Consider the following 20,409-nt stretch of genomic DNA (forward strand, 5'->3'; position numbering starts at 1 on the left):
CACTGAGGTGCGATGTCAACCCTTCCGAGCCGCGCCAAGCGTAAGTCGGGCCCTGAGCGCGCCGCCGAGATCGCGCGCACGGCCCGCGAGATCGCCCGCTACGACGGTCTCGACGCCATCACCCTGCGCGCGATCGCGGCCCGCATCGGCGTCACGCCCGCCCTGGTCAGCCACTACGAACCGAGCACCGAGGGACTCGTCGCGACGACCTTCGGCGCGATCGCCGGTGCCGAGCTCGCCGAGATCACCCGGGAGCTGTCCGCGCTCCCGAGTTCCGTCGAGGCGCTCCGCGCTCTGATCGACACGCTCCTGGGCCCCGACCGCAGCACGGTCACCACCGTGTGGCTCGATGCCTGGAGCGTCGGGCGCCGCAATCTCGCCCTGGCCCGTGAGGTCGGTGTGCAAATGGATGCCTGGCAGGCGTTCCTGGTGGCCCTCCTGAACCGGGGCTGCGCGCGCGGCGAGTTCGCCGTGGCCGACAGCGGCGCGCTGGCCTGGCAGCTGCTCGCGATCATCGACGGCATCAACGCCCACGCCGTCGTGCGCTACGGCGATGCCCGTGGCCAGCGCGACCTCGTGCGCTCGGTCGCCGAGCACGAACTCGGCCTCCCGGCCGGCGCGCTCGCCCCCGCGCCCGCGCCTGCCTGAGCGTCGCCCCCGCCGGAACCCGCCCGGAGCATCCGCTTCGATGACGTGCCGACCTCTGGCGCTTACGGTGTGCAAAAGTCATGCGCATGAACCATGGGCTAATGATTTGTCACCATGTTGACTAATCCAGTGACATTTATGAAATACTGGAAGCCATGGATTGACCCTCCCTTCGCCGGATCAAGACACCAGCCCACGGTCGCGAAGTCGTACGATTTCACGTCGACGAGTTCGCCCACAGGAAATTCACACGGATCGGCTGAACACACCACAATGACGAACTACAACTTCTTCTCCACTCCCTCTCTCCCCAGGCCCACCGTCACGGAACACGACGCGACAGCCGTCGCCAGGGATCTCTTTCACCTGACCGGAGACATCACCGAACTGGGAAGTCAACAGGACCGCAATTTCCTCATCGATGACGGCGAGACGCGTTGGCTCCTCAAATTCTCCAATCCAGCGTTCTCCGCCCAGGAGCTCGAGGCCCAGGATGCTGCCGCCGAACGTGTGTGCCTGGCCGGAATCGACGTTCCTCGAAGCGTTCCGTCACGCGACGGAACCGCGATCCGGATCGTTCATGTCGGCGACGTCGACCTCCACGTCCGACTCCTGAGCTTCGTCGAAGGGGATGCGCTCACCAGTCGCGGTGCTCTTTCAGTCGAGGAAGCCCGCTCCCTGGGCCACACTGCCGGCCGTCTCGCCGCTTCCCTCGACGAATTCGTCCACCCCGGCACCGAGCGAGTCACCCAATGGAATCTCCGGATCGCGACGCAGGTCGTGCAGATGTACCTGCCGCACGTGCCGGACCCTGTTCGCCGTGAGCGCGTTCGAGAGGCCGCGGCGCACGCGCAGGCGGCACTGCAACCGCTCAGTGACACGCTGCGATCGCAGCCCATCCACGGTGACATCACCGATGACAACGTCGTCACCCGGCACGGCAGTAAGCTCGGTGTCATCGACTTCGGCGACATCGCCGACAGCTGGGTCGTCGCCGAACTGGCTGTCACCTGCGCATCCATCCTTCACCACAACCCGCGAACACCGTTGATCATCCTCGAGACGATCGCCGCGTTCGTCACGCATACGCCGTTGACGGACGACGAGCTCGCTGCGCTCTGGGCCCTCATCGTCCTCAGGGCCTGCGTCCTCGTTGTCAGCGGCGAGCAGCAGGTCGCCGTTGACGACGCGAACCACTATGCGTCAGAGAATCGTGACCACGAATGGATCTCATTCGAAGTCGCTGAGGGCCTTGACGCTCAGCAGATGTGCGCGTTGATTAGAGCTCGCGTGCGCCTCGATCGGCGCAGCGCCATCGATCGCCCCGAGGCTCTCCTCCTCCAGGCGGCCCCCCTGTCCGTCCTGGACTTCTCCGTCACCAATCCGGAACTCAGGGACGGGATCTGGATGGGCGACGATTCCGAGGCCGCCCTCGCCGCGGCGGTCTTCCGAACGTCAGGCACCGCTGTCACGCGCTACGGCGAGTTCCGGCTGACGCGCGCGAAGCTGCATCACACCGGGGAAACTGCGACGCTGGCGCTCGGTGTCGAGGTGGTGACTGCACCCGGAACGGTCTTCTCTGCGCCGGTCGACGGCGCAGTGCGCATCGAGGGCGACGCACTGGTGCTGGAAGCGAGCGGGTACGAGATCTGGCTCACCGGGCTCGAACCCCTGGCGCCGGGTCGCGTGAGCGCAGGGCAGCGGATCGGCACGGCTCGCGTCGACACGGCACGGCCCGAAGCTCCCGTCCACGTCAGGGTCCAACTGTCACGACTAGCGGGCATCCGCCCGGCCTTCTTCGCTACTCCTGCTGAAGCCGAGATCTGGCAGCGGGTCTGTCCAGACCCCTCCCCGCTTTTCGGCATCGACCTTGCCGCACCGGAACTGCTGTCCGGGGATGTTCTCGAGCGGCGTGCAGCGACGTTCGCCGAAGTCCAGGAGCACTACTACACGGAGCCCCCGGAAATTGAACGCGGGTGGCGGGAACACCTCATCGACGTGCACGCTCAGTGCTATCTCGACCTGGTGAACAACGTCGCACTTGCCGGACACGCCCATCCCCGGTTGGTCACAGCCGTGAGCAATCAATGGTCGCTGCTGAACACCAACTCCCGTTTCAACTACAGTGCGTTGCCGCGTTTCACGGAACGGCTCGTGGCCCTGGCTCCAGACGGTCTGGACACCGTCTTCCTCGTGAACAGCGGCAGCGAAGCGGTCGATCTCGCGCTGCGACTGGCGACGACCTACACCGGGAATGATGGCGTCCTTGCCTTCCAGGAGGCGTACCACGGCTGGACGGTGGGAGCCGACGCCGTCTCATCCTCGATCGGAGACAACCCGCGTGCGCGGGAAACCCGGCCGGACTGGGTGCACGTCATCGATGCGCCCCACCCCTTCCGCGGCACACACCGCGGCGCCGATTCGGCCGCCCGCTACCTCGAAGATCTCGAAGCCACACTCGGAGCGCTCGACGACGCAGGAACTCGCCTTGCGGCCTTCATCGGGGAACCGGTCTTCGGAAATGCCGGGGGAGTGCTCTTGCCTGACGGATACCTGGCCGGCGTTTTCGAGAAGGTGAGAGCCAGAGGCGGGCTCACCATTTCCGATGAGGTGCAGGTCGGATACGGTCGCCTCGGAGAGTATTTCTGGGGGGTCGACCAGCAGGGGGTCACACCGGACATCATCACGATTGCCAAGGGCATGGGCAATGGCCAGCCACTCGGCGCCGTGATCACACGTCGTGACATCGCCGAGAAATTCGCCGAAGAGGGCAGCCTGTTCTCCTCCGCCGGTGGAAGCCCGGTCAGCTGCATCGTTGGGCTGACCGTGCTCGACATCCTCCACGACGAAGGCCTGCAGGAGAACGCACGCACTGTCGGAGGCGACCTGAAAGCCAAGCTCCTCAGGCTCAAGGGTCGGCACGACATCATCGGCGCTGTGCACGGACTGGGCCTCTATCTGGGCGTCGAGCTCGTCCGTGACCTCGATACCCTCGAACCGGCCTCAGTGGAAGCGTCCGAGATCTGCGAGGAACTGCTGCGTGAGGGCTGCATTGTCCAGCCGACCGGAGACTACAAGAACGTCCTCAAAATCAAGCCGCCGATGAACATCACGACCGAGAGCGTCGACTTCTTCGTTGAGGCACTCGATCGGGTCCTGTCCGCACGGAGCAGGCGCTGACCCGGCTATCTGGTACCCCACGTGAATCGATGGGTGTGGATGTTGTAATACGAGAACGTCTCACAGCGCGAGACTCCCGGGATCGTGCGGATGCGCCCGTTGATCAATTCGAGGAGTGCGTCAGCGTTGACGGCGATGACCTCGACGAGCAGGTCGTATGAGCCCGCACCGATGACCAGATAGATCACCCCTTCCAGGGCGCCGATTGCGTCAGCGACTGCGTGCACGTCGCCCTCAACCGACAGGTGCAGCATCGCCATTCGCTCGTACCCCAGCTTGAGCGGGTCGGTGACCCCGACGACCTGGACGATCTCACGTTCCTCGAGCCGGCGCACACGAAGACGAGCCCCGCCGGCCGAGAGTCCGACCTGGGCGCCCAGGCTCCGCGTACGTCATTCGTCCATCAGTCTGGAGAGCGACGATCAGAGACCGATCGATCGCATCGAGCCCATCGTCGGGCAGCACCGCTTCGGCGTCATTGTCTGCCATGGATTCCCCTGTCGTGTGAACGCGGTACGAACGTCTCGTACGACGGTAGCGCGTCCGTCGCTCTGCTGCGTGAGCGGACAGATCCTCAGGTGCGAGACGTCTCCTCTGATGCCCAGGGCGGTTTCGGGACGCCGCGCGGCTCAGGGGGCGGCGTGGGCCTCGAGGAACTCGTAGACCTCGGTGTCGTCGACGCCCGGGAAGGTGCCGCTCGGCAAAGGGGAGAGCACGTGCGCGTGCAGGCGGGCGCTCGGCCAGGCGTGGCCGGCCCAGTGCGCGGCCAGGTCGGACGCCGGCCGGCGGCAGCAGGACTCGTCCGGGCAGCGCGACACGGCTCGCTGCACGGTCTCGCGGCCGCGGAACCACTTGGCGTGCACGAACGGCACCCCGACGCTGATCGAGAACTCGCCACCATCCGCCGCCCCGGTCTGCGTCGCCGACCAGAAGGTGCCTGCCGGTGTGTCGGTGTACTGGTAGAACTCGGTGGTGCGGTTGGTATGGGTGAAGGCGCTGCGGGCGCTCCACTGCTTGCAGACGAACTGGCCCTCGATCGAACCCGTGACATCGACCGGCAGTGGCAGGCCGTCGTTCTCGTAGCCCTTCTGCAGGGCGCCGTCGCCGGTGACCCTGAGGAAATGCAGCGGCATGTCGAGGTGCGAGGTCGCGAGGTTGGTCAGCCGGAGGGCTGCGGCCTCGTGGGTCACGCCGAAGGCGTCACGGAAGTCCTCGACCGAGAGCTCGCGCTCGCGTTTCGCGCGCGCGAGGAAGGCCACGGATGCGGCGGGTGGCATCAGGCACGCGGCGGCGAAGTAGTTGATCTGCAGTCTCTGCCAGAGGAACTCGGCGTAGCTCGCCGGGCGTTCGTGCCCGAGCAGCCGGTGTCCCATCGCCTGGAGCGCCATCGACCGCAGCCCGTGGCCGCCGGGGATCGACGCCGGTGGCAGGTAGATCCGGTGGTTGACGAGGTCGGTCACCGAGCGGGTCGAGTTCGGCAGGTCGTTGACATAGATCAGGCTGAAGCCGAGCTGCTCGGCCATCACGCTCACCTCGCGATGCGTGAGCGCACCGGAGACGTGGCCGGATGCCCGCACCCGGTCCTCGGCCAGCTGTTCGATGTCGGGCATGTAGTTGTTCTGCTCGCGCATGAGCTCGCGCAGCTCGGTGTTCGCCCGCCTGGCCTCTTCCGGCGTCGCGATCGCCTCGCTCGCCCGCCGCGCCAGCTCACGGTGCAACCCGATCAGCGACTCGAGGGCCGCGACCGGCATGCCCTTGGTGACCTTGACCTCGGGCAGGCCGAGCGCGCCGTAGAGCGGGTTCTTCTGCGCCCGCGTGAGCTCGATCTCGAGGGCGGCCCGCCGGTTCGGCGCCTCGCCGTTGAGCAGGTCGGCGATCGGAACGCCGAGCACGGTCGCGACGTCCTGCAGGATCGACAATTTCGGCTCCCGCCTGCCGTTTTCGATGAGCGACAGTTGGCTGCCCGCGAGCCCGACCTGCTCGCCGAGCTGGTCGAGGGTGAGGCCGCGCTCGCCGCGATAGTGGCGGATGCGCAGGCCCAGGGTGACGAGGTCGGAGGCTCGAGTTGGCATTCCTTAACAATATCTAAAGAAGCACGATTCTTAACAAGAGTTTTTTGATCCGGGAGGGAAAATCGCGCGCATTCTGGTTCTGCAGCACAAAGTTACGGACGAAATGTCACCGAAGACAAGCCGGGCGGATGCTTCGATCACGACCGCAGGCATCCGCTGTACACCCCATACCGAGAAAGGCCAGGAGATGACAATCGCCCACTTCCGAGTCACATCCAGCGGAAGCGATTCCGACGACACCGCCGGTACCACGGACCCCAACCTCCAGTCCTGGGTCGATTCCATCGCCCGGCTGACCCGGCCGGACGAAGTGGTCTGGTGCGACGGGTCGAGCCGGGAGGCCGACGAACTCTCCAAGCAGGTCGTCACCGAGGGCAAGCTCATCAAGCTCAACCCCGAATGGCGCCCGAACAGCTACCTCGCCCGCACGAGCCCGTCCGACGTCGCCCGGGTCGAAGACCGCACCTTCATCTGCTCGACGGACCCCGACGACGCCGGCCCCACCAACAACTGGGCCGACCCCGCCACGATGAAGGACGAGCCTGCGCGCCGTTTTCGCCGGCAGCATGCGCGGCCGCACGATGTACGTCGTGCCGTTCTCGATGGGCCCGCTCGGCGGCCCGATCTCCCAGCTCGGCGTCGAGATCACCGACTCGCCCTACGTCGTGCTCAACATGGGCATCATGACCCGCATGGGCAACGCCGTCCTCGAACTGATCGAGGCAGGAGCCCGCTGGGTGCAGACCATCCACAGCGTCGGCTACCCGCTCACGGATGCCGCGGGCGAGACCCGCCCCGACGTCACGTGGCCCTGCAACGACACCAAGTACATCGTGCAGTTCCCCGAGACCCGCGAGGTGTGGTCGTACGGCTCGGGCTACGGCGGCAACGCGCTGCTCTCGAAGAAGTCCTTCGCCCTGCGGATCGCGTCGGTGATGGCCCGCGACGAGGGCTGGCTCGCCGAGCACATGCTCCTGATCAAGGTCACCTCGCCGGAGGGACGCGCCGTTCACCTCGCCGGCGCCTTCCCCTCCGCCTGCGGCAAGACCAACCTCTCGATGCTGCGCCCGACCATCCCCGGCTGGTCCGTCGAGACCATCGGCGACGACATCGCCTGGCTCCGCCCCGGCCCCGACGGCCGCCTCTGGGCGATCAACCCGGAGGCGGGCTTCTTCGGCGTCGCCCCCGGCACCGGAATCGAAACCAACCCGACCGCGGTGCAGACCGTCTGGGGCAACACGATCTTCACGAACGTCGCCCTCCGCGACGACGGTGACGTCTGGTGGGAAGGCCTCACCGCGACCCCGCCGAGCCACCTGATCGACTGGGAGGGCAACGACTGGACGCCCTCGTCGCCGACGCCGGCCGCCCACCCGAACTCCCGCTTCACGGTCGCGGCGGCGCAATGCCCCTCGATCTCCGACGACTGGGAGGCCGCGGGCGGCGTTCCGATCGACGCGATCCTCTTCGGCGGGCGGCGCGCCACGAACGTGCCCCTCGTCGCCCAGGCCCGCAGCTGGAAGCACGGCGTCTTCATGGGGGCGACGATCTCGTCCGAGAAGACCGCCGCCGCAGAGGGCACCGTCGGCGAACTCCGCCGCGACCCCTTCGCGATGCTCCCGTTCTGCGGCTACAACATGGCCGACTACTGGGCGCACTGGCTGAAGGTCGGCAAGGGCCTCGGCAGCCGCGCCCCCGAGATCTTCCAGGTCAACTGGTTCCGCAAGGGCGCGGACGGCAGCTTCCTCTGGCCCGGCTTCGGCGAGAACTCGCGGGTGATCGAGTGGATCGTGCGCCGCATCGAAGGGTCGACGGATGCCGTCGACACTCCGATCGGACGCCTCCCCGCCGCGGGCGCCCTGGACCTTGCCGGTCTCGACCTCTCGGACGAGACCGTGGAGCAGCTGTTCCACATCGACAAGACGAGCTGGCTCGCCGAGTGCGACCTCACCGAGGACTACTTCGCCCAGTTCGGCGACCGGGTCCCCGCTGCGTTGCTCGCCGAACTCTCGAGCGTGCGCTACCACCTCAAGGGGTAGCGGCGGGCCGTCGGGGCCGGCCGGCAGCATCCGCTGCCCGGCCCGGCCCGGCCCGGCCCGCCCCGGCTCAGGGGGCGATGAGTTTGCGGGCCGCGGCGACCGCTGCGGCCCGGCGGCGTTCGCGCACGGATGCCTCCGGCGCGCTGCCCGGGGCCGGGAACACCCCGGGGGAGTGCACCCACGACGTCGCGAGCGAGAAGACGAGGGTGACGAGGTCTTCCGGATCCCAGCTGGGGTCGATCTCGCCGCGGGCCTGGGCCGCGGCGATCGCGCACGCCTCCGGGCCGTTGCGCCACTCCGAGGTCGTCGGCAGCAGCGCGGCGGCGCCCTCGAGCCTGGCCCAGTCGAGCATCCGCGAGTGTTCGGGGTATTCGACGACGTGGTCGAAGACCCGGCCGACGAATCCGGGCAGGTCGTTCGTGTCCATCGGGATGGCGGCCATCACGTCGCGCCGGTTCACCTCGAGCACCGCCGTGAACAGGCTGCCCTTGTCGCCGAAATAGGCGTAGAGACGCTCCTTGCTCGCCTTTGCGGCCGTGGCGATGCGGTCGACGCGCGCGCCGGCGAGGCCGTACCGGGCGAACTCGGCCTGGGCTGCATCGAGAATTCGTTCGCGGGTCGCTTCGCCGTCACTCCTCATGACTAAGATCATACCTATCCCAACCAACTAGTTCGTTTGAATAGGATTTCTGTCTCGATGAGTTCCCCTGCTCCTGCTGTCTCCGTCTCTTCCCCGCCCCTGTCCGATCCCGCCGCGCACCCGCGCCGCTGGTGGCTCCTCGCCGTGCTGGCACTGGCCCAGCTCATGGTCGTGCTCGACGGCACCATCGTCAACATCGCCCTGCCGAAGGCCCAGATTGCCCTCGCCATGAGCGACGGCGACCGCACCTGGGTCGTCACGATCTACGCGCTCGCCTTCGGCTCGCTTCTGCTGCTCGGCGGCCGCATCGCCGACTACTGGGGCCGCAAGCGCTCCTTCCTCGTCGGGATGGCCGGGTTCGCACTGGCATCCATGGTCGGCGGCCTCGCCGACACCACCACCCAGCTGTTGATCGCCCGTGGCCTCCAGGGCGCGTTCGCGGCCCTGCTCGCCCCGGCCTCGCTCGCGATCCTCACCATCACGTTCCCCGGCGGCACGGACCGGATCAAGGCCTTCGCCGTTTACGGCGCGATCGGAGGCGGTGGAGCGGCCGTCGGCCTCGTGCTCGGCGGCGTGCTCACCGAGTTCACCAGCTGGAACTGGTGCCTGCTCGTGAACGTGCCGATCGCCCTCGTCGCAATCCTCGCGGCGATCCCGCTGATGGAGGAGAGCCGAGCGCACGGAAACACCCGCTACGACCTGCCCGGCGTGATCCTCATCGTCACCGGCCTCGCCTCCCTCGTCTATGGCTTCAGCCAGGCCGAGAACGGCTGGGGTCGGGTCGAGACGATCGGCTTCCTCGCCCTCGGCGTCGTGCTGCTCGTGGCCTTCGTCGTCGTCGAGGCCCGGGCAACGAACCCGCTGCTGCCGCTCCGGGTCGTCACCGACCGGGTCCGTGGCGGCGCCTTCCTGGTCTCGTTGCTCACCGGTGCGAGCCTTCTCGGCGGCCTGTTCTTCCTCACCCTGTACTTCCAGATCGTGCTCGGCTACTCGCCGCTCCGCTCCGGGCTCGCCTCGCTCCCGATGACCGCGACCATCATGGTCTGCGCGACCGCGCTCTCCGGCATCCTGCCGAAGGTCGGCGTGCGCCTGCCCCTGACGATCGGCCCGGTCATCGCCGCAGCCGGGCTCGCCTGGTTGTCCTTCGTCACCGTCCACGACGACTACGTGCTGCGGGTGCTGCCGGGTGTCATCCTGCTCGGCATTGGACTCGCCGCCATCTTCGTGCCGCTGCAGAACGTCGCCCTCGCCGGCATCGACGCGCACGACGCCGGCGTGGCCAGTGCCGCCGTCTCCGCGACGCAGCAGATCGGCGGGTCGATCGGCACCGCCTTGTTCACCGCCCTGTACACGGCCGCGATCTCGAGCGACCTGGCATCGAACCCGGTGACGCCGACCGTTCAGGCTCGACGCCTTTGTGAGCGGGTATTCGGTCGCCTTCCTCTGGGCGGCCGGGCTGATCCTGCTTGCCGCCCCGATCTCGTTCTTCATGATCAAGCATTCGAAGGCGGACCTCGTCGGCGCCCCCGAGATCGTGCACCTGGGCTGACCCGCCGGTCACGGATGACCCCGGCAGCGGAGCGTGCCGGGCCAGTGATGGGGCTAACTCAGGAGATCTGCCGGGCTGCGCAGCCGGGGCCGCGGAATAGTGCGGCGGTTCCGACCAACCGGTGCGGATTTCCTGAGTTAGCCCCCGGGGGCGGTCGTAGGATGCTGGCATGGACGACGAGGCCGCACTGATCCAGAAGCGCATCGACCGGTTCCTGCGCGAACGGCTGCGGCCGGCCGTGTACCGCCAGGCGCTGCCGCTGCGGGTCTCGGCCTGGGTGTCGACGGCTCCGATGACGGATGCCCCGGCGACCTTCGCCGAGGCCGTCCGGCAGTCCTACACGCCGTCCGCCCCCGGCGAGGCATGGGGTCGCCCCTGGGGAACGGTCTGGTTCCACGCAACGGGCACGATCCCCGCGGACTGGGCCGCACAGCCCGGCACCCGGATCGAGGCCGTCGTCGACCTCGGCTTCACCGACGCGGCCCCGGGCTTCCAGGCGGAAGGCATCGCCTGGACAGCAGCGGGCACCGTGATCAAGGGCATCGCACCGCGTAACCGCTCTCTGCCGTTGGCGCCGCTGGTTGCGGGCGGCGCGACTTCAGTCGACTTCTACGTCGAGGCCGCCGCCAACCCCGACGTCACCGCGGGCTTCACCTTCGTGCCGACCCGGAACGGCGACCCGGCCACGGCCGACACCCAACCGCTGTACCGGCTGCGGCAGTTCGACCTCGCGCTCCGCGACGAGGAGGTTTGGGAGCTGTTGCAGGACGTCCTCACCCTCGACGGGCTCCGCAGGGCCCTGCCGCAGGGTTCTACGCGCGCGGCCGGGATCCTGCGCACCCTTGAGCGCTGCCTCGACGTGCTCGACCCGGCCGACGTCTCCGGCACCGCGGCGGCCGGGCGTGCGGTGCTCGCCCCCGCGCTCGCGCAGCCAGCCACAGCGAGCGCGCACCGGGTGCATGCGGTCGGGCACGCCCACATCGACAGCGCCTGGCTCTGGCCGGTGCGGGAGACCGTGCGCAAGGTCGCCCGCACCTTCTCGAACGTGCTCGCCCTCGCAGCCGAGTATCCGGGGTTCACGTTCGCCGCGTCATCCGCCCAGCAGTATGCCTGGCTCAAGGAGTACTACCCCGAACTGTTCGAACGGGTACGCGCCCAGGTCGCCGCGGGCGCCTTCGTGCCGGTCGGCGGGATGTGGGTCGAGTCGGACACGAATATGCCCGGCGGGGAATCCCTCGCCAGGCAGTTCATGGCGGGGAAACGGTTTTTCCTGGCGGAGTTCGGGATCGAGCCGCTCGAGGTCTGGCTGCCCGACTCGTTCGGCTACTCCGCGGCCCTGCCGCAGATCATCGCGGCGGCCGGGTCGCGCTGGTTCCTGACCCAGAAGTCGTCGTGGAACGAGACGAACCGGATGCCGCACCACACCTTCCGCTGGGAGGGCATCGACGGCACCCGCATCTTCACGCATTTCCCGCCCGTCGACACCTACAGGCTCCGACCTCTCTGGCTCGGACCTCGCCCGCGCAGAGTCCCAGTATTCCGAGAAGGGCATGGCCACCACCTCGCTCGTCCCGTTCGGCTGGGGCGACGGCGGGGGCGGCCCGACGGCCGAGATGATCGCCGCCGCGCGCCGGACCGCCTCGCTCGAAGGGTCCCCGGCGGTCGAGCTCTCCACCCCGCGACGGTTCTTCGAGGCCGCCGAGGCCGAGTACCCCGAGGCGCCGATCTGGTCGGGCGAGCTCTACCTCGAGTTCCACCGTGGCACCTACACTTCGCAGGCCCGCACCAAACGCGGCAACCGGCGCAGCGAGCACCTGCTGCGGGAGGCCGAACTCTGGGCCGCGACCGCGAGCATCCGCAGCGGGGCCGACTACCCGTATGCGGCGCTCGAGCGGGCCTGGCAGACCGTGCTGCTGCAGCAGTTCCACGACATCCTGCCCGGGTCGTCGATCGCGTGGGTGCACCAGGAGGCCGAACGTCATTTCGCGGAGGTCGCGCGCGACCTCGAGGCACTCGTCGCGACATCCGTCACTGCGCTCTGCGGCACCGGGGCCCACGCGGCATCGCTCAACGCCGGTCCGTACTCCCTGCGCGGCGTGCCCGCTCTCGGCGCGGCCCCGACATCGATTCTCGAGGCCGGCAGCGGCACCGGCGCAGCGGATGCCCCGGCAACCGTGACCCGCACGGCGTCCGGCCTGCTCGTGCTCGCGAACGCCCTCGTCAGCGTCACGCTCGACGCCGACGGGCTCGTCACCTCCCTGCGCGACCTCCGCGCCGACCGGGAACTCATCCCGTCGGGCGCCCGCGGCAACCGGCTGCTGCTGCACCGCGACACCCCCACCCAGTGGGACGCCTGGGACATCGACGCCCACTACAAGCGCACAAGCGTTCCGCTCGACGCCGCGGTGTCCGTCGAGGTCGTGGCCGACACGCCCGCCGAGGCCTGCGTGCGGGTGACCCGCGTCTTCGGCTCCTCCCGCTTCGTGGAGGGGATCACCCTCGCGGCCGGCTCCACGACGCTCGACCTCGCCTTCGACGTGGATTGGCACGAACGCCAGAAACTCCTCAAGATCGAGTTCCCGTTCGACGTGCACGCCGAACGGGCCGCCTCCGAGATCCAGTTCGGGCACGTCTACCGACCGACGCACGCGAACACGTCCTGGGACACCGCCCGCTTCGAGACCTGCGCGCACCGCTGGGTGCACGTCGGCGAGCCAGGCTACGGGGTCGCGGTCGCGAACGACTCGACCTATGGCCACGACATCGGCCGCTCGACGGACGCCGGCGGCCGCGCCACGACCACCGTGCGGCTGTCGCTCCTGCGCGCGGCGTTGTTCCCAGACCCCGAGGCCGACCAGGGCGGGCATGCTTTCCGGGTCGCCGTGCGTCCGGGCGCGAGCATCGCCGACGCAATCAGTGAAGGCTACCGGCTCAACCTCCCGCTCCGCACCGTGACCGGCGTCGCGACCGACAGCATCGAGCCGCTCCTCGAGGTCGACAACCCCGCCGTCGTGATCGAGGCGGTCAAGCTCGCCGAAGACCGCAGCGGCGACCTGGTCGTGCGCATCTACGAGGCGCACGGGTCCCGGGCGCGTGCCCGGGTCATCCGCCGCTTCTGAGGCAGCGGATGCCTACCCGACCGACCTGCTCGAACGCCGGCTCGACGAGCCCGGCCTTCCGCTCTCGCAAGCGGGCCGCGCACTCGACCTCGAGCCTGCGGCCGTTCCAGCTCCTCACCCTCCGCTACCCCCAACCGATTCGACGGAGTTTTTAGGGTTTTCGGGCCAAAACCGGCCTCCCACGTGCCGGAAACGCAAAAACTCCGTCGAATTCGTCAGGGGTCAGGGGGTCACCGGCGCGATTCCCCGGGTGGTTAGACGAGCAGCTGGTGCTTGGCGAGGTCCCGGTACAGCGGCGTCGACACGACGAGCTCGGAGTGCGTCCCTGTGCCGATCACCCGGCCGTGGTCGAGCACGACGATCTGGTCGGAGTCGACGACGGTCGAGAGCCGGTGCGCGATCACGATGAGCGTGCGGTCGACGGCGACGGCGTCGATCGCGGCCCGCATGAGCTGTTCGTTGACCCCGTCGAGACTCGACGTCGACTCGTCGAGCAGCAGGATCGGCGGCGCCGCGAGCAGCGCCCGGGCGATCGCGAGCCGCTGGCGTTCGCCACCGGAGAGCATCACGCCGGATTCCCCGACGGCCGCGCCGAGCCCGGCCGGGTCGCGTTCGAGCACCTCGCCGAGGTTGACCGCGTGCAGCACGGCGATGCACTCCTCGTCGGTGGCATCCGGCGCCGAGAGCACGAGGTTGTCGCGCAGCGAGCCGGCGAGCACGGGGGCGTCCTGCTCGACGTAGCCGATCTGCGACCGCAGCGCCGTGCGGTCCAGGGTGCGGATGTCCAGGCCGCCGAGCCGGACGATGCCCGCGTTCGGGTCGTAGAACCGTTCGATGAGCGCCAGAATGGTGCTCTTCCCGGCGCCGGACGGGCCGACGAGCGCGGTGCGCAGGCCGCGCGGAGCGCTGAAGGACACCCCGCGCAGGACGGGCCGCGGTTCAGAAGAGTCAGTTACGGCAGCGGCCATGCTTGCGCTCTCGACGGGGTCGGACCCGAGGTCGCCGACCGCACTGCCGTCGGGGTGTGCGGCATCGGCTGGACCGTCCTCGACGGCCACGCTGTGGGCCGCACCGGCGACCGGGTCAGAGTCGGCGGCCAGGGCATCTGACGCAGAGTCGGCAGCTGAGGCGCTGACCGTGCCCACGGTGCCCGAAGTCTCCGAAACGTCCGAGACAGCCAGGCCGGAAGAGGGAGTGGCGGTGGGAATGACGGAGGGGGTGGCCGAAGGGGCGTCGTTCGTCAGGTCAGGCCGCCCGTCGGCGCCGGCATCGGCGTCGGCGTGTGCAGCCGCAAGGTCCTCGCCGCCGGCGTCTGACGCCGGGGCGGCAAACGACGTGGCCGCTGCGACCGCAGCGATCGACACGGTGCCGGTGGCCGCGGCATACACCGCGGCGGTCATCGCGGCCGATGCCTCGGCGGCGGCCTCGGCAGAGGCGGCGGCGGTCGCGGCGGCCCTGGCGGACGCGTTCGCCGCGGCCGCGGACTCCGCGGCGAGGGCGGCGGCGGGACGTGCGGCCGCCATGGTGGCGGCGGCGTGCTCCGCTGCGGCCAGGTGGGCGGCGGCCTGCTCGGCGTGCGCCAGGTCCACGGCGGCCCGGTCGGCGGCGGCGCGGTCGGCTGCGGCGAGGTCGGCGTCGACCAGGTCGGGTTCGGCGAGCATCGCCTCGATCACGCCGGGAGCGACGAGGGCCGTCACGAGCGCGTTCGGCATGGCATCCCCGGGAAGGCCGGCGGGCGAGACGCCGGAATCACCGAAGGCAGACGCCGAAGCGGACCCGGCACCGGACCCGGCACCAGATCCGGCAGCAGACAGGTCGTCGCCCGCGGCGTCGACGGGCACCGCGGCATCCGCTGCCGACGCCTGGGTCGCATACCCGAAGAACACGTTCTCGAAGGAGATCGCGGGGGCGTCCGGCCGCACCGATTCATTGGCGGCGCCGACGGTGATCGCGAGCGGGAACAGGTCGCGGTCGAACTGGTCCTCTGCGGGCAGGTCGATGATCTCCTGGATGCGGCCGAGGGCGCCGAGCGCGGAGTTGACCGAGGTGATCGCGCCGAAGGCCTGGCCGAGCGGGAGGATCATCAGGAACAGGAAGAGGATGAACGCGATCAGGTTCGCAACCGTGATCTGGCCGCTCGCGACGCGGAACCCGCCGACGCCGAGCACGACGAGGAAGGAGACCTGCATCGCGATGCCGGCGATCGGCACGACGAGGGCCGAGATCTTCGCGACCTGCAGGCCCATCCGGTAGGCACCTGTCGCGTCGGCATCGACGGCCGCGATCTCGCGCTCGGTCGCGTTCGAGGCGCGCACGGTGCGGATCGCGCTGATCGCCCGCTCGACGCTCGCGGCGAGGGCGCCGACCTTCTCCTGAGCCTCGCGGCTCGCGACCCGGATGCGCTGCGACAAGAGCGTGACCGTGACGACGGATGCCGCGATCACGAGCACGGTCAGCCCGAGCAGCACCGGGTCGATCACGAGCATCGCGATCAGCGCGCCGAGGAACGTGAGCGAGCCGCCGATCGCTTCGACGAGTCCCTGGGTGAGCACGGCGCGCAGCAGGGTCGTGTCTGAGCCGACCCGGGAGACGAGGTCGCCGGTGCGGCGCGTGTCGAATTCGCTGATCGGGAGGCGCAGCATCCGCCCGATGAGCTTGCGCCGGCTCGAGAGCACGACACCCTCACCGGTGCGCTGCAGCAGGTAGTGCTGGTAGCCGCTGATCAGGCCGGACACGACCACGAGCGCGACGAGCCCCCAGACGAGTGCACCGAGCGGCTGGTTCTGCTGCACGACGGTGATGACCTGGCTGACCAGGAGCGGTTGGGCGAGGCTCGCGAGCGCCCCGAGGATGCTCAGCACGACGACGATGCTGAGCACCTTCTTGTGCTCGAGAAGGTAGGGGAGCAGCTGGCCGAAGGTCGCGCGGGGGCCGGTCGCGGCATCCGCCCGGCGCCCGAGTCGACCGAAACGGCTGCGCGGCTTCGGTGCAGGCGCCGGTGCCGGCCCGGTGGATGCTGCGGTTTCGGCGGGCGTGCTGGCGTCACTGATCGGGGTACTCACCAATCGAGTTTAACCTCAAACCCCGCCCGTGACCCGTCCCGTTCCGGTCGAGAGCGACCCGCGGAACGGGCACTCTCGACCGGAAAGGTCACGGAGGGACCCGGCTACGCCTCGATGTCGACGTCCTTGGTCTCGCGGCTGAGCAACAGGGCGACCAGGGTGATGGCCGCCATGACCGAGAGGTAGACGCCGACCCAGAACGGGCTGCCGCCGCCGAGCGTCCAGAGCCAGACCGCGATGAACGGGGCGACCGCCGCACCGAGGATCGAGCTCATGTTGTACGCGAACGCCGAGCCGGTGTACCGCACCGCGGTCGGGAACAGCTCGGGCAGGAGCGCGCCCATCGGCCCGAACGTCATGCCCATCAGGGTGAAGCCGAGGATCAGGAAGATCATCACGCCGAGGAAGCCGGCGCCGAGCAGCGGCACGAAGAGCAGTCCGAAGACGATGATGCCGAGGGTGACCCAGATCAGGGTGCGGCGGCGGCCGAAGCGGTCTGCCCAGGGCCCGGAGGCGAGGGTGAACACGCCGAAGAACAGCACGCCGGCGATCATCATCAGCACGAACGTCGTGTAGCTGTAGCCGAGGCCCGCGACGGGGGCGGTCGTCGCCGCGCGGCCGTAGCTCAGGCTGAACGTCGTCATCAGGTAGAACAGAACGTAGGTCGCGAGCATGATGAAGGTGCCGAGGATCAGCTCGCGCCAGTTGGACTTGAACACCGCGGCGAGCGGAAGCTTGTGCACCCGGTTCGTGCGTGCGGCCTTCGTGAAGGCGTCGCTCTCGACGAGGCGCAGCCGCACCCACAGCCCGATGATGACCATGACCGCGGAGAACAGGAACGGCACCCGCCAGGCCCACTCGAGGAACGCGGTCGACGGCCGGGTCGGGTCGTCGCTCGGCAGCAGCATCGCGATCAGCAGGAACAACCCGTTCGCGATGATGAAGCCGATGGGCGCTCCCACCTGCGGGAAGGTCCCGTACCAGGCGCGTCTTCCCTTGGGGGCGTTCTCGGTCGCGACGAGGGCCGCGCCGCTCCACTCGCCGCCGAGCGCGAAGCCCTGGGCGAGGCGCAGCACGACGAGCAGCAGCGGGGCGAACCAGCCGACCTGGGCATATGTTGGGAGCAGCCCGATCAGGAAGGTCGCGATGCCCATCGTGAGCAGCGCGCCGACGAGGGTCGCCTTGCGGCCGACCTTGTCGCCGAAGTGCCCGAAGACGAGGGCGCCGACGGGACGGGCGACCATGGCCGCGCCGAAGACCGCGAAGGAGGCGAGCAGCGCCGTGGTCTCATTGCCGGTCGGGAAGAAGAGGTGCGGGAAGACGAGCACCGCCGCGGTCGCGTAGACGTAGAAGTCGTAGAACTCGATCGTGGTGCCGATGAGGCTCGCGAGCACGACGCGGCTGCGCGGGTTGGTCGGCGCGGGAGGCGCGGAGGGGGAGGGCGTCGCGTGCGACAGGGTGTCTGAAGACATGGAAGAGAGTCATTCCGTGGTGGGAGCGGTCGGGCATGCGCCGGGCGGGAGCGTCGGCGTCGATCAGGCGTCGTGCCAGCAACCGGGACTGTCCGGAGAGAGATGTCCGCTTGTGGCGGCCGTTAGCACCATACGTCCGCGCGGTGACGGACTCAAATCCAGCGGCGAACCGTGGCCCAATCGGGACTTTTGCGGACGCCGGCGGCGGGGCGGGCGGATGCCGCTGCGGGCATCCGCTCGTCACCGGGCGCGGTCGGTACTACCGAAGCGGATTGCGGAGCCCGCGCAGCACCTGGGCGGTATTGATCGCAGCGGATGCCGCTTCCTCGCCCTTGTCCTCCTTCGAACCGGGCAGACCGGCCCTGTCGAGGCCCTGCTGCTCATCGTCGAGGGTGAGCACGCCGAAGCCGACCGGCTTCCCGGTGTCGAGGGCGACCCGGGTGAGGCCATCCGTTGCGGCCGCGGACACGTATTCGAAGTGCGGGGTGCCGCCGCGGATGATCACGCCGAGCGCGACGACGGCATCCGCCCCATTCTCCAGAGCGACCTTGGCGGCGACCGGCAACTCGAAGCTGCCCGGCACGCGCACAAGCGAGTACGTGGCGCCGGATGCCTCGAGCACCCGGGTGGCGCCGGCGATCAGCCCGTCGGTGATTGTGTCGTGCCAGCGTCCGGCGATGATGACGATCGTGAGGCCCGTGCCGTCGACGACGACCGTGGGCGAGCCTGCTCCACTCATAGTGCGAGTCCTTTCAGGATGTCTCGGTCGGCCAGATGGTGGCCCATGCGCTCGCGTTTCACGGCGAGGTAGTCCTGGTTGTCGATGCCCACGCCGACGATGAGCGGCACGCGTTCGACGACCGTGACCCCGTGCTCTTCGAGCTGGCGGAGTTTTTCGGGGTTGTTGGTGAGCAGGCGCACCGAGGAGATGCCCATCTGGTCGAGGATGGCGCTCGCGGCGCCGTAGTCACGGGCGTCGGCGGGCAGGCCGAGGGCGAGGTTCGCGTCGATCGTGTCGAGACCCTGCTCCTGGAGCTTGTATGCCCGGAGCTTGTTGATCAGGCCGATGCCGCGACCCTCCTGACCGCGCAGGTAGATCACGATGCCGCCTTCCGCCTGGATGGTGTCGAGAGCCGCGTCGAGCTGGGGCCCGCACTCGCACTTGAGCGAGCCGAAGGCCTCCCCGGTGAGGCATTCGGAGTGCACCCGCACGAGGGCGCCGTCCCGGGGCGTGCCCGAGACGAGGGCGACGTGGTCCGCTCCGGTCATCCGGTCGCGGTACGCCCGGATCCGGAAGTCGCCGTGCCGGGTGGGCACGGTCGTCTCGACCTCGAAGTCGACGCGCGGGGATTCGCGGATCGTGTGCGCGGTCGGTAGCTCGGAGTCCGCGTGGAACTCGTCGAGGTAGGCGATCAACTCGGCGATCGTGATCACGAGCACACCCTCGCGTTCCCCGAGTTCGAGGAGGCCGGGCAAGCGCATCATCTCGCCGTCCTCGGCGACGATCTCGGAGATTCCCGCGACGGGGGCGAGCCCGGCGAGCTTCATCAGGTCCACGGCTGCTTCGGTGTGGCCGTCGCGTTCGCGCACGCCGCCGTCCTTCGCGCGGAGAGGCATGATGTGGCCGGGCCGGTGCAGGCTCGACGGCGTCGAGGCCGGGTCGGCGAGCACGCGCAGCGTGTGGGCGCGGTCGGCGGCGCTGATACCGGTGCTCAGCCGGTCGGCGGCGTCGACGGAGATCGTGTAGTTCGTGCCGCGGGGGTCTTCATTGTTCGGCACCATGATCGGCAGGTTGAGCTTGTCGGCGAGCTCATTGGTCATCGGCGCGCAGATGAAGCCCGAAGAGTAGCGCACGGTCCACGCGAGCCATTCCTGGGTGGCCATCTGCCCCGAGATGATCACGTCACCCTCGTTCTCCCGGCCTTCGTCGTCTGCGACGATGACCGGCTTGCCGAGACGCAGTTCCGCGAGCGCGCTGGGGATGTCGGCGAGGCTCATGAGTGACTCCTTCGTGATCCTGCGTCCGCGAGGGCGAGCATGCGCTCGACGTGGCGGGCCAGGATATCGGTTTCGATGTTGACGTGCTCTCCGACCGTTCGTTTTCCGAGCGTCGTGGCCGTGAGGGTTTCGGGGATGAGGGAGACCTCGAACCACTGTGCGGGTTCGGTGGCCGGGCTGATGGTGCTGACCGTGAGGGAGACCCCGTCGACGGCGATCGACCCCTTGTTCGTGACCAGCGGGGCGAGCTCGGGGGAGAGGCTGAACCGCAGCACCCGCCAGGCGTCGCCCGGGGTCACCGCGAGCAGCTCGCTCGTGCCGTCGATGTGGCCCTGCACGATGTGCCCGCCGAGGCGCCCGCCGACGAGGGCAGCGCGCTCGAGGTTGACCGGTGTTCCCGGCCCGGCGTCGCTGAGGGTGGACATCCGCAGGGTTTGCGCCATCACGTCGGCGGTGAAGGTGTCCTCCGTGCGCTCGACGACGGTCAGGCAGACGCCGTTGACGGAGATCGAGTCGCCGATCGCGGCCCCGGACACGGCGAGAGGGCCGCGAACGGTCAGGCGGACGGCATCCGCACCGTGTTCGACCCGGTCGACGGTGCCGAGTTCCTCGATGATTCCGGTGAACATG

The 20,409-nt window shown here is 69.0% G+C and carries 11 protein-coding genes and 2 pseudogenes; 5 read left to right on the forward strand and 8 right to left on the reverse strand.

Translation table 11 applies throughout. From position 1 onward, the window contains the following. The first annotated feature begins 12 nt into the window (after positions 1-12). Both KIV56_RS14580 and KIV56_RS14585 read left to right on the forward strand, forming a co-directional pair. Positions 13-648: a TetR/AcrR family transcriptional regulator gene (locus tag KIV56_RS14580; RefSeq protein WP_281534011.1), complete on the forward strand. Its 636-nt coding sequence runs from the start codon at positions 13-15 to the stop codon at positions 646-648. A gap of 273 nt (positions 649-921) precedes the next feature. After that, entirely contained in the window at positions 922-3,828 is a 2,907-nt protein-coding gene (locus KIV56_RS14585) for an aminotransferase (protein ID WP_281534012.1), read from the forward strand. Positions 3,829-3,833: 5 nt separating this feature from the next. On the opposite strand, the gene KIV56_RS14590 is transcribed toward KIV56_RS14585, so the two are convergent. Continuing rightward, positions 3,834-4,163 (reverse strand): Lrp/AsnC family transcriptional regulator, encoded by a 330-nt coding sequence (locus tag KIV56_RS14590; protein ID WP_281534013.1) that lies wholly within the window; start codon positions 4,161-4,163, stop codon positions 3,834-3,836. A gap of 294 nt (positions 4,164-4,457) precedes the next feature. Further along, on the reverse strand, positions 4,458-5,900 hold the full coding sequence (locus KIV56_RS14595; RefSeq protein ID WP_281534014.1) for an XRE family transcriptional regulator: 1,443 nt from the start codon (positions 5,898-5,900) through the stop codon (positions 4,458-4,460). 187 nt (positions 5,901-6,087) lie between these two features. On the opposite strand from KIV56_RS14595, the pseudogene KIV56_RS14600 reads away from it, so the two are divergent. Then, positions 6,088-7,939, forward strand: a pseudogene (locus tag KIV56_RS14600) (phosphoenolpyruvate carboxykinase (GTP)). A 67-nt stretch (positions 7,940-8,006) separates the two neighbouring features. On the opposite strand, the gene KIV56_RS14605 reads toward KIV56_RS14600, so the two are convergent. Continuing rightward, positions 8,007-8,579: a TetR/AcrR family transcriptional regulator gene (locus KIV56_RS14605; protein WP_281534015.1), complete on the reverse strand. Its 573-nt coding sequence runs from the start codon at positions 8,577-8,579 to the stop codon at positions 8,007-8,009. 57 nt (positions 8,580-8,636) lie between these two features. Between KIV56_RS14605 and KIV56_RS14610 the strand changes: the two genes are divergently transcribed. Both KIV56_RS14610 and KIV56_RS20570 read left to right on the forward strand, forming a co-directional pair. Next, positions 8,637-10,319 (forward strand): MFS transporter, encoded by a 1,683-nt coding sequence (locus tag KIV56_RS14610; protein ID WP_281534016.1) that lies wholly within the window; start codon positions 8,637-8,639, stop codon positions 10,317-10,319. Then, positions 10,298-13,402: pseudogene (locus KIV56_RS20570) on the forward strand (alpha-mannosidase). The gene KIV56_RS14610 and the pseudogene KIV56_RS20570 overlap by 22 nt, the downstream one beginning before the upstream one ends. A gap of 99 nt (positions 13,403-13,501) precedes the next feature. Here the strand turns inward: KIV56_RS20570 and KIV56_RS14620 are convergent. The 5 genes from KIV56_RS14620 to KIV56_RS14640 all read right to left on the reverse strand — a co-directional run bounded on the left by KIV56_RS14620 (position 13,502) and on the right by KIV56_RS14640 (position 20,408). Continuing rightward, a complete protein-coding gene (locus KIV56_RS14620) occupies positions 13,502-16,309 on the reverse strand; it encodes an ABC transporter transmembrane domain-containing protein (RefSeq protein WP_432432559.1) in 2,808 nt (935 codons plus the stop codon). Positions 16,310-16,413: 104 nt separating this feature from the next. Further along, the gene (locus KIV56_RS14625; protein ID WP_281534017.1) at positions 16,414-17,781 is read right to left on the reverse strand and encodes an MFS transporter; all 1,368 of its coding nucleotides are present in this window, start codon (positions 17,779-17,781) and stop codon (positions 16,414-16,416) included. Between the two features lie 259 nt (positions 17,782-18,040). Next, positions 18,041-18,520 carry a 6,7-dimethyl-8-ribityllumazine synthase gene (gene ribH / locus KIV56_RS14630; RefSeq protein ID WP_281534018.1) on the reverse strand — a complete coding sequence of 160 codons (480 nt, stop codon included), beginning with the start codon at positions 18,518-18,520 and terminating at the stop codon, positions 18,041-18,043. Further along, positions 18,517-19,779 (reverse strand): GTP cyclohydrolase II, encoded by a 1,263-nt coding sequence (gene ribA / locus KIV56_RS14635; protein WP_281534019.1) that lies wholly within the window; start codon positions 19,777-19,779, stop codon positions 18,517-18,519. The genes ribH and ribA overlap by 4 nt, the downstream gene beginning before the upstream one ends. Further along, positions 19,776-20,408 carry a riboflavin synthase gene (locus KIV56_RS14640; RefSeq protein WP_281534020.1) on the reverse strand — a complete coding sequence of 211 codons (633 nt, stop codon included), beginning with the start codon at positions 20,406-20,408 and terminating at the stop codon, positions 19,776-19,778. The genes ribA and KIV56_RS14640 overlap by 4 nt, the downstream gene beginning before the upstream one ends. Position 20,409 lies beyond the last annotated feature (1 nt).

The sequence above is a fragment of the Cryobacterium breve genome (genome assembly GCF_027594785.1).
In the GTDB taxonomy this organism is placed as follows: domain Bacteria; phylum Actinomycetota; class Actinomycetes; order Actinomycetales; family Microbacteriaceae; genus Cryobacterium; species Cryobacterium breve_A.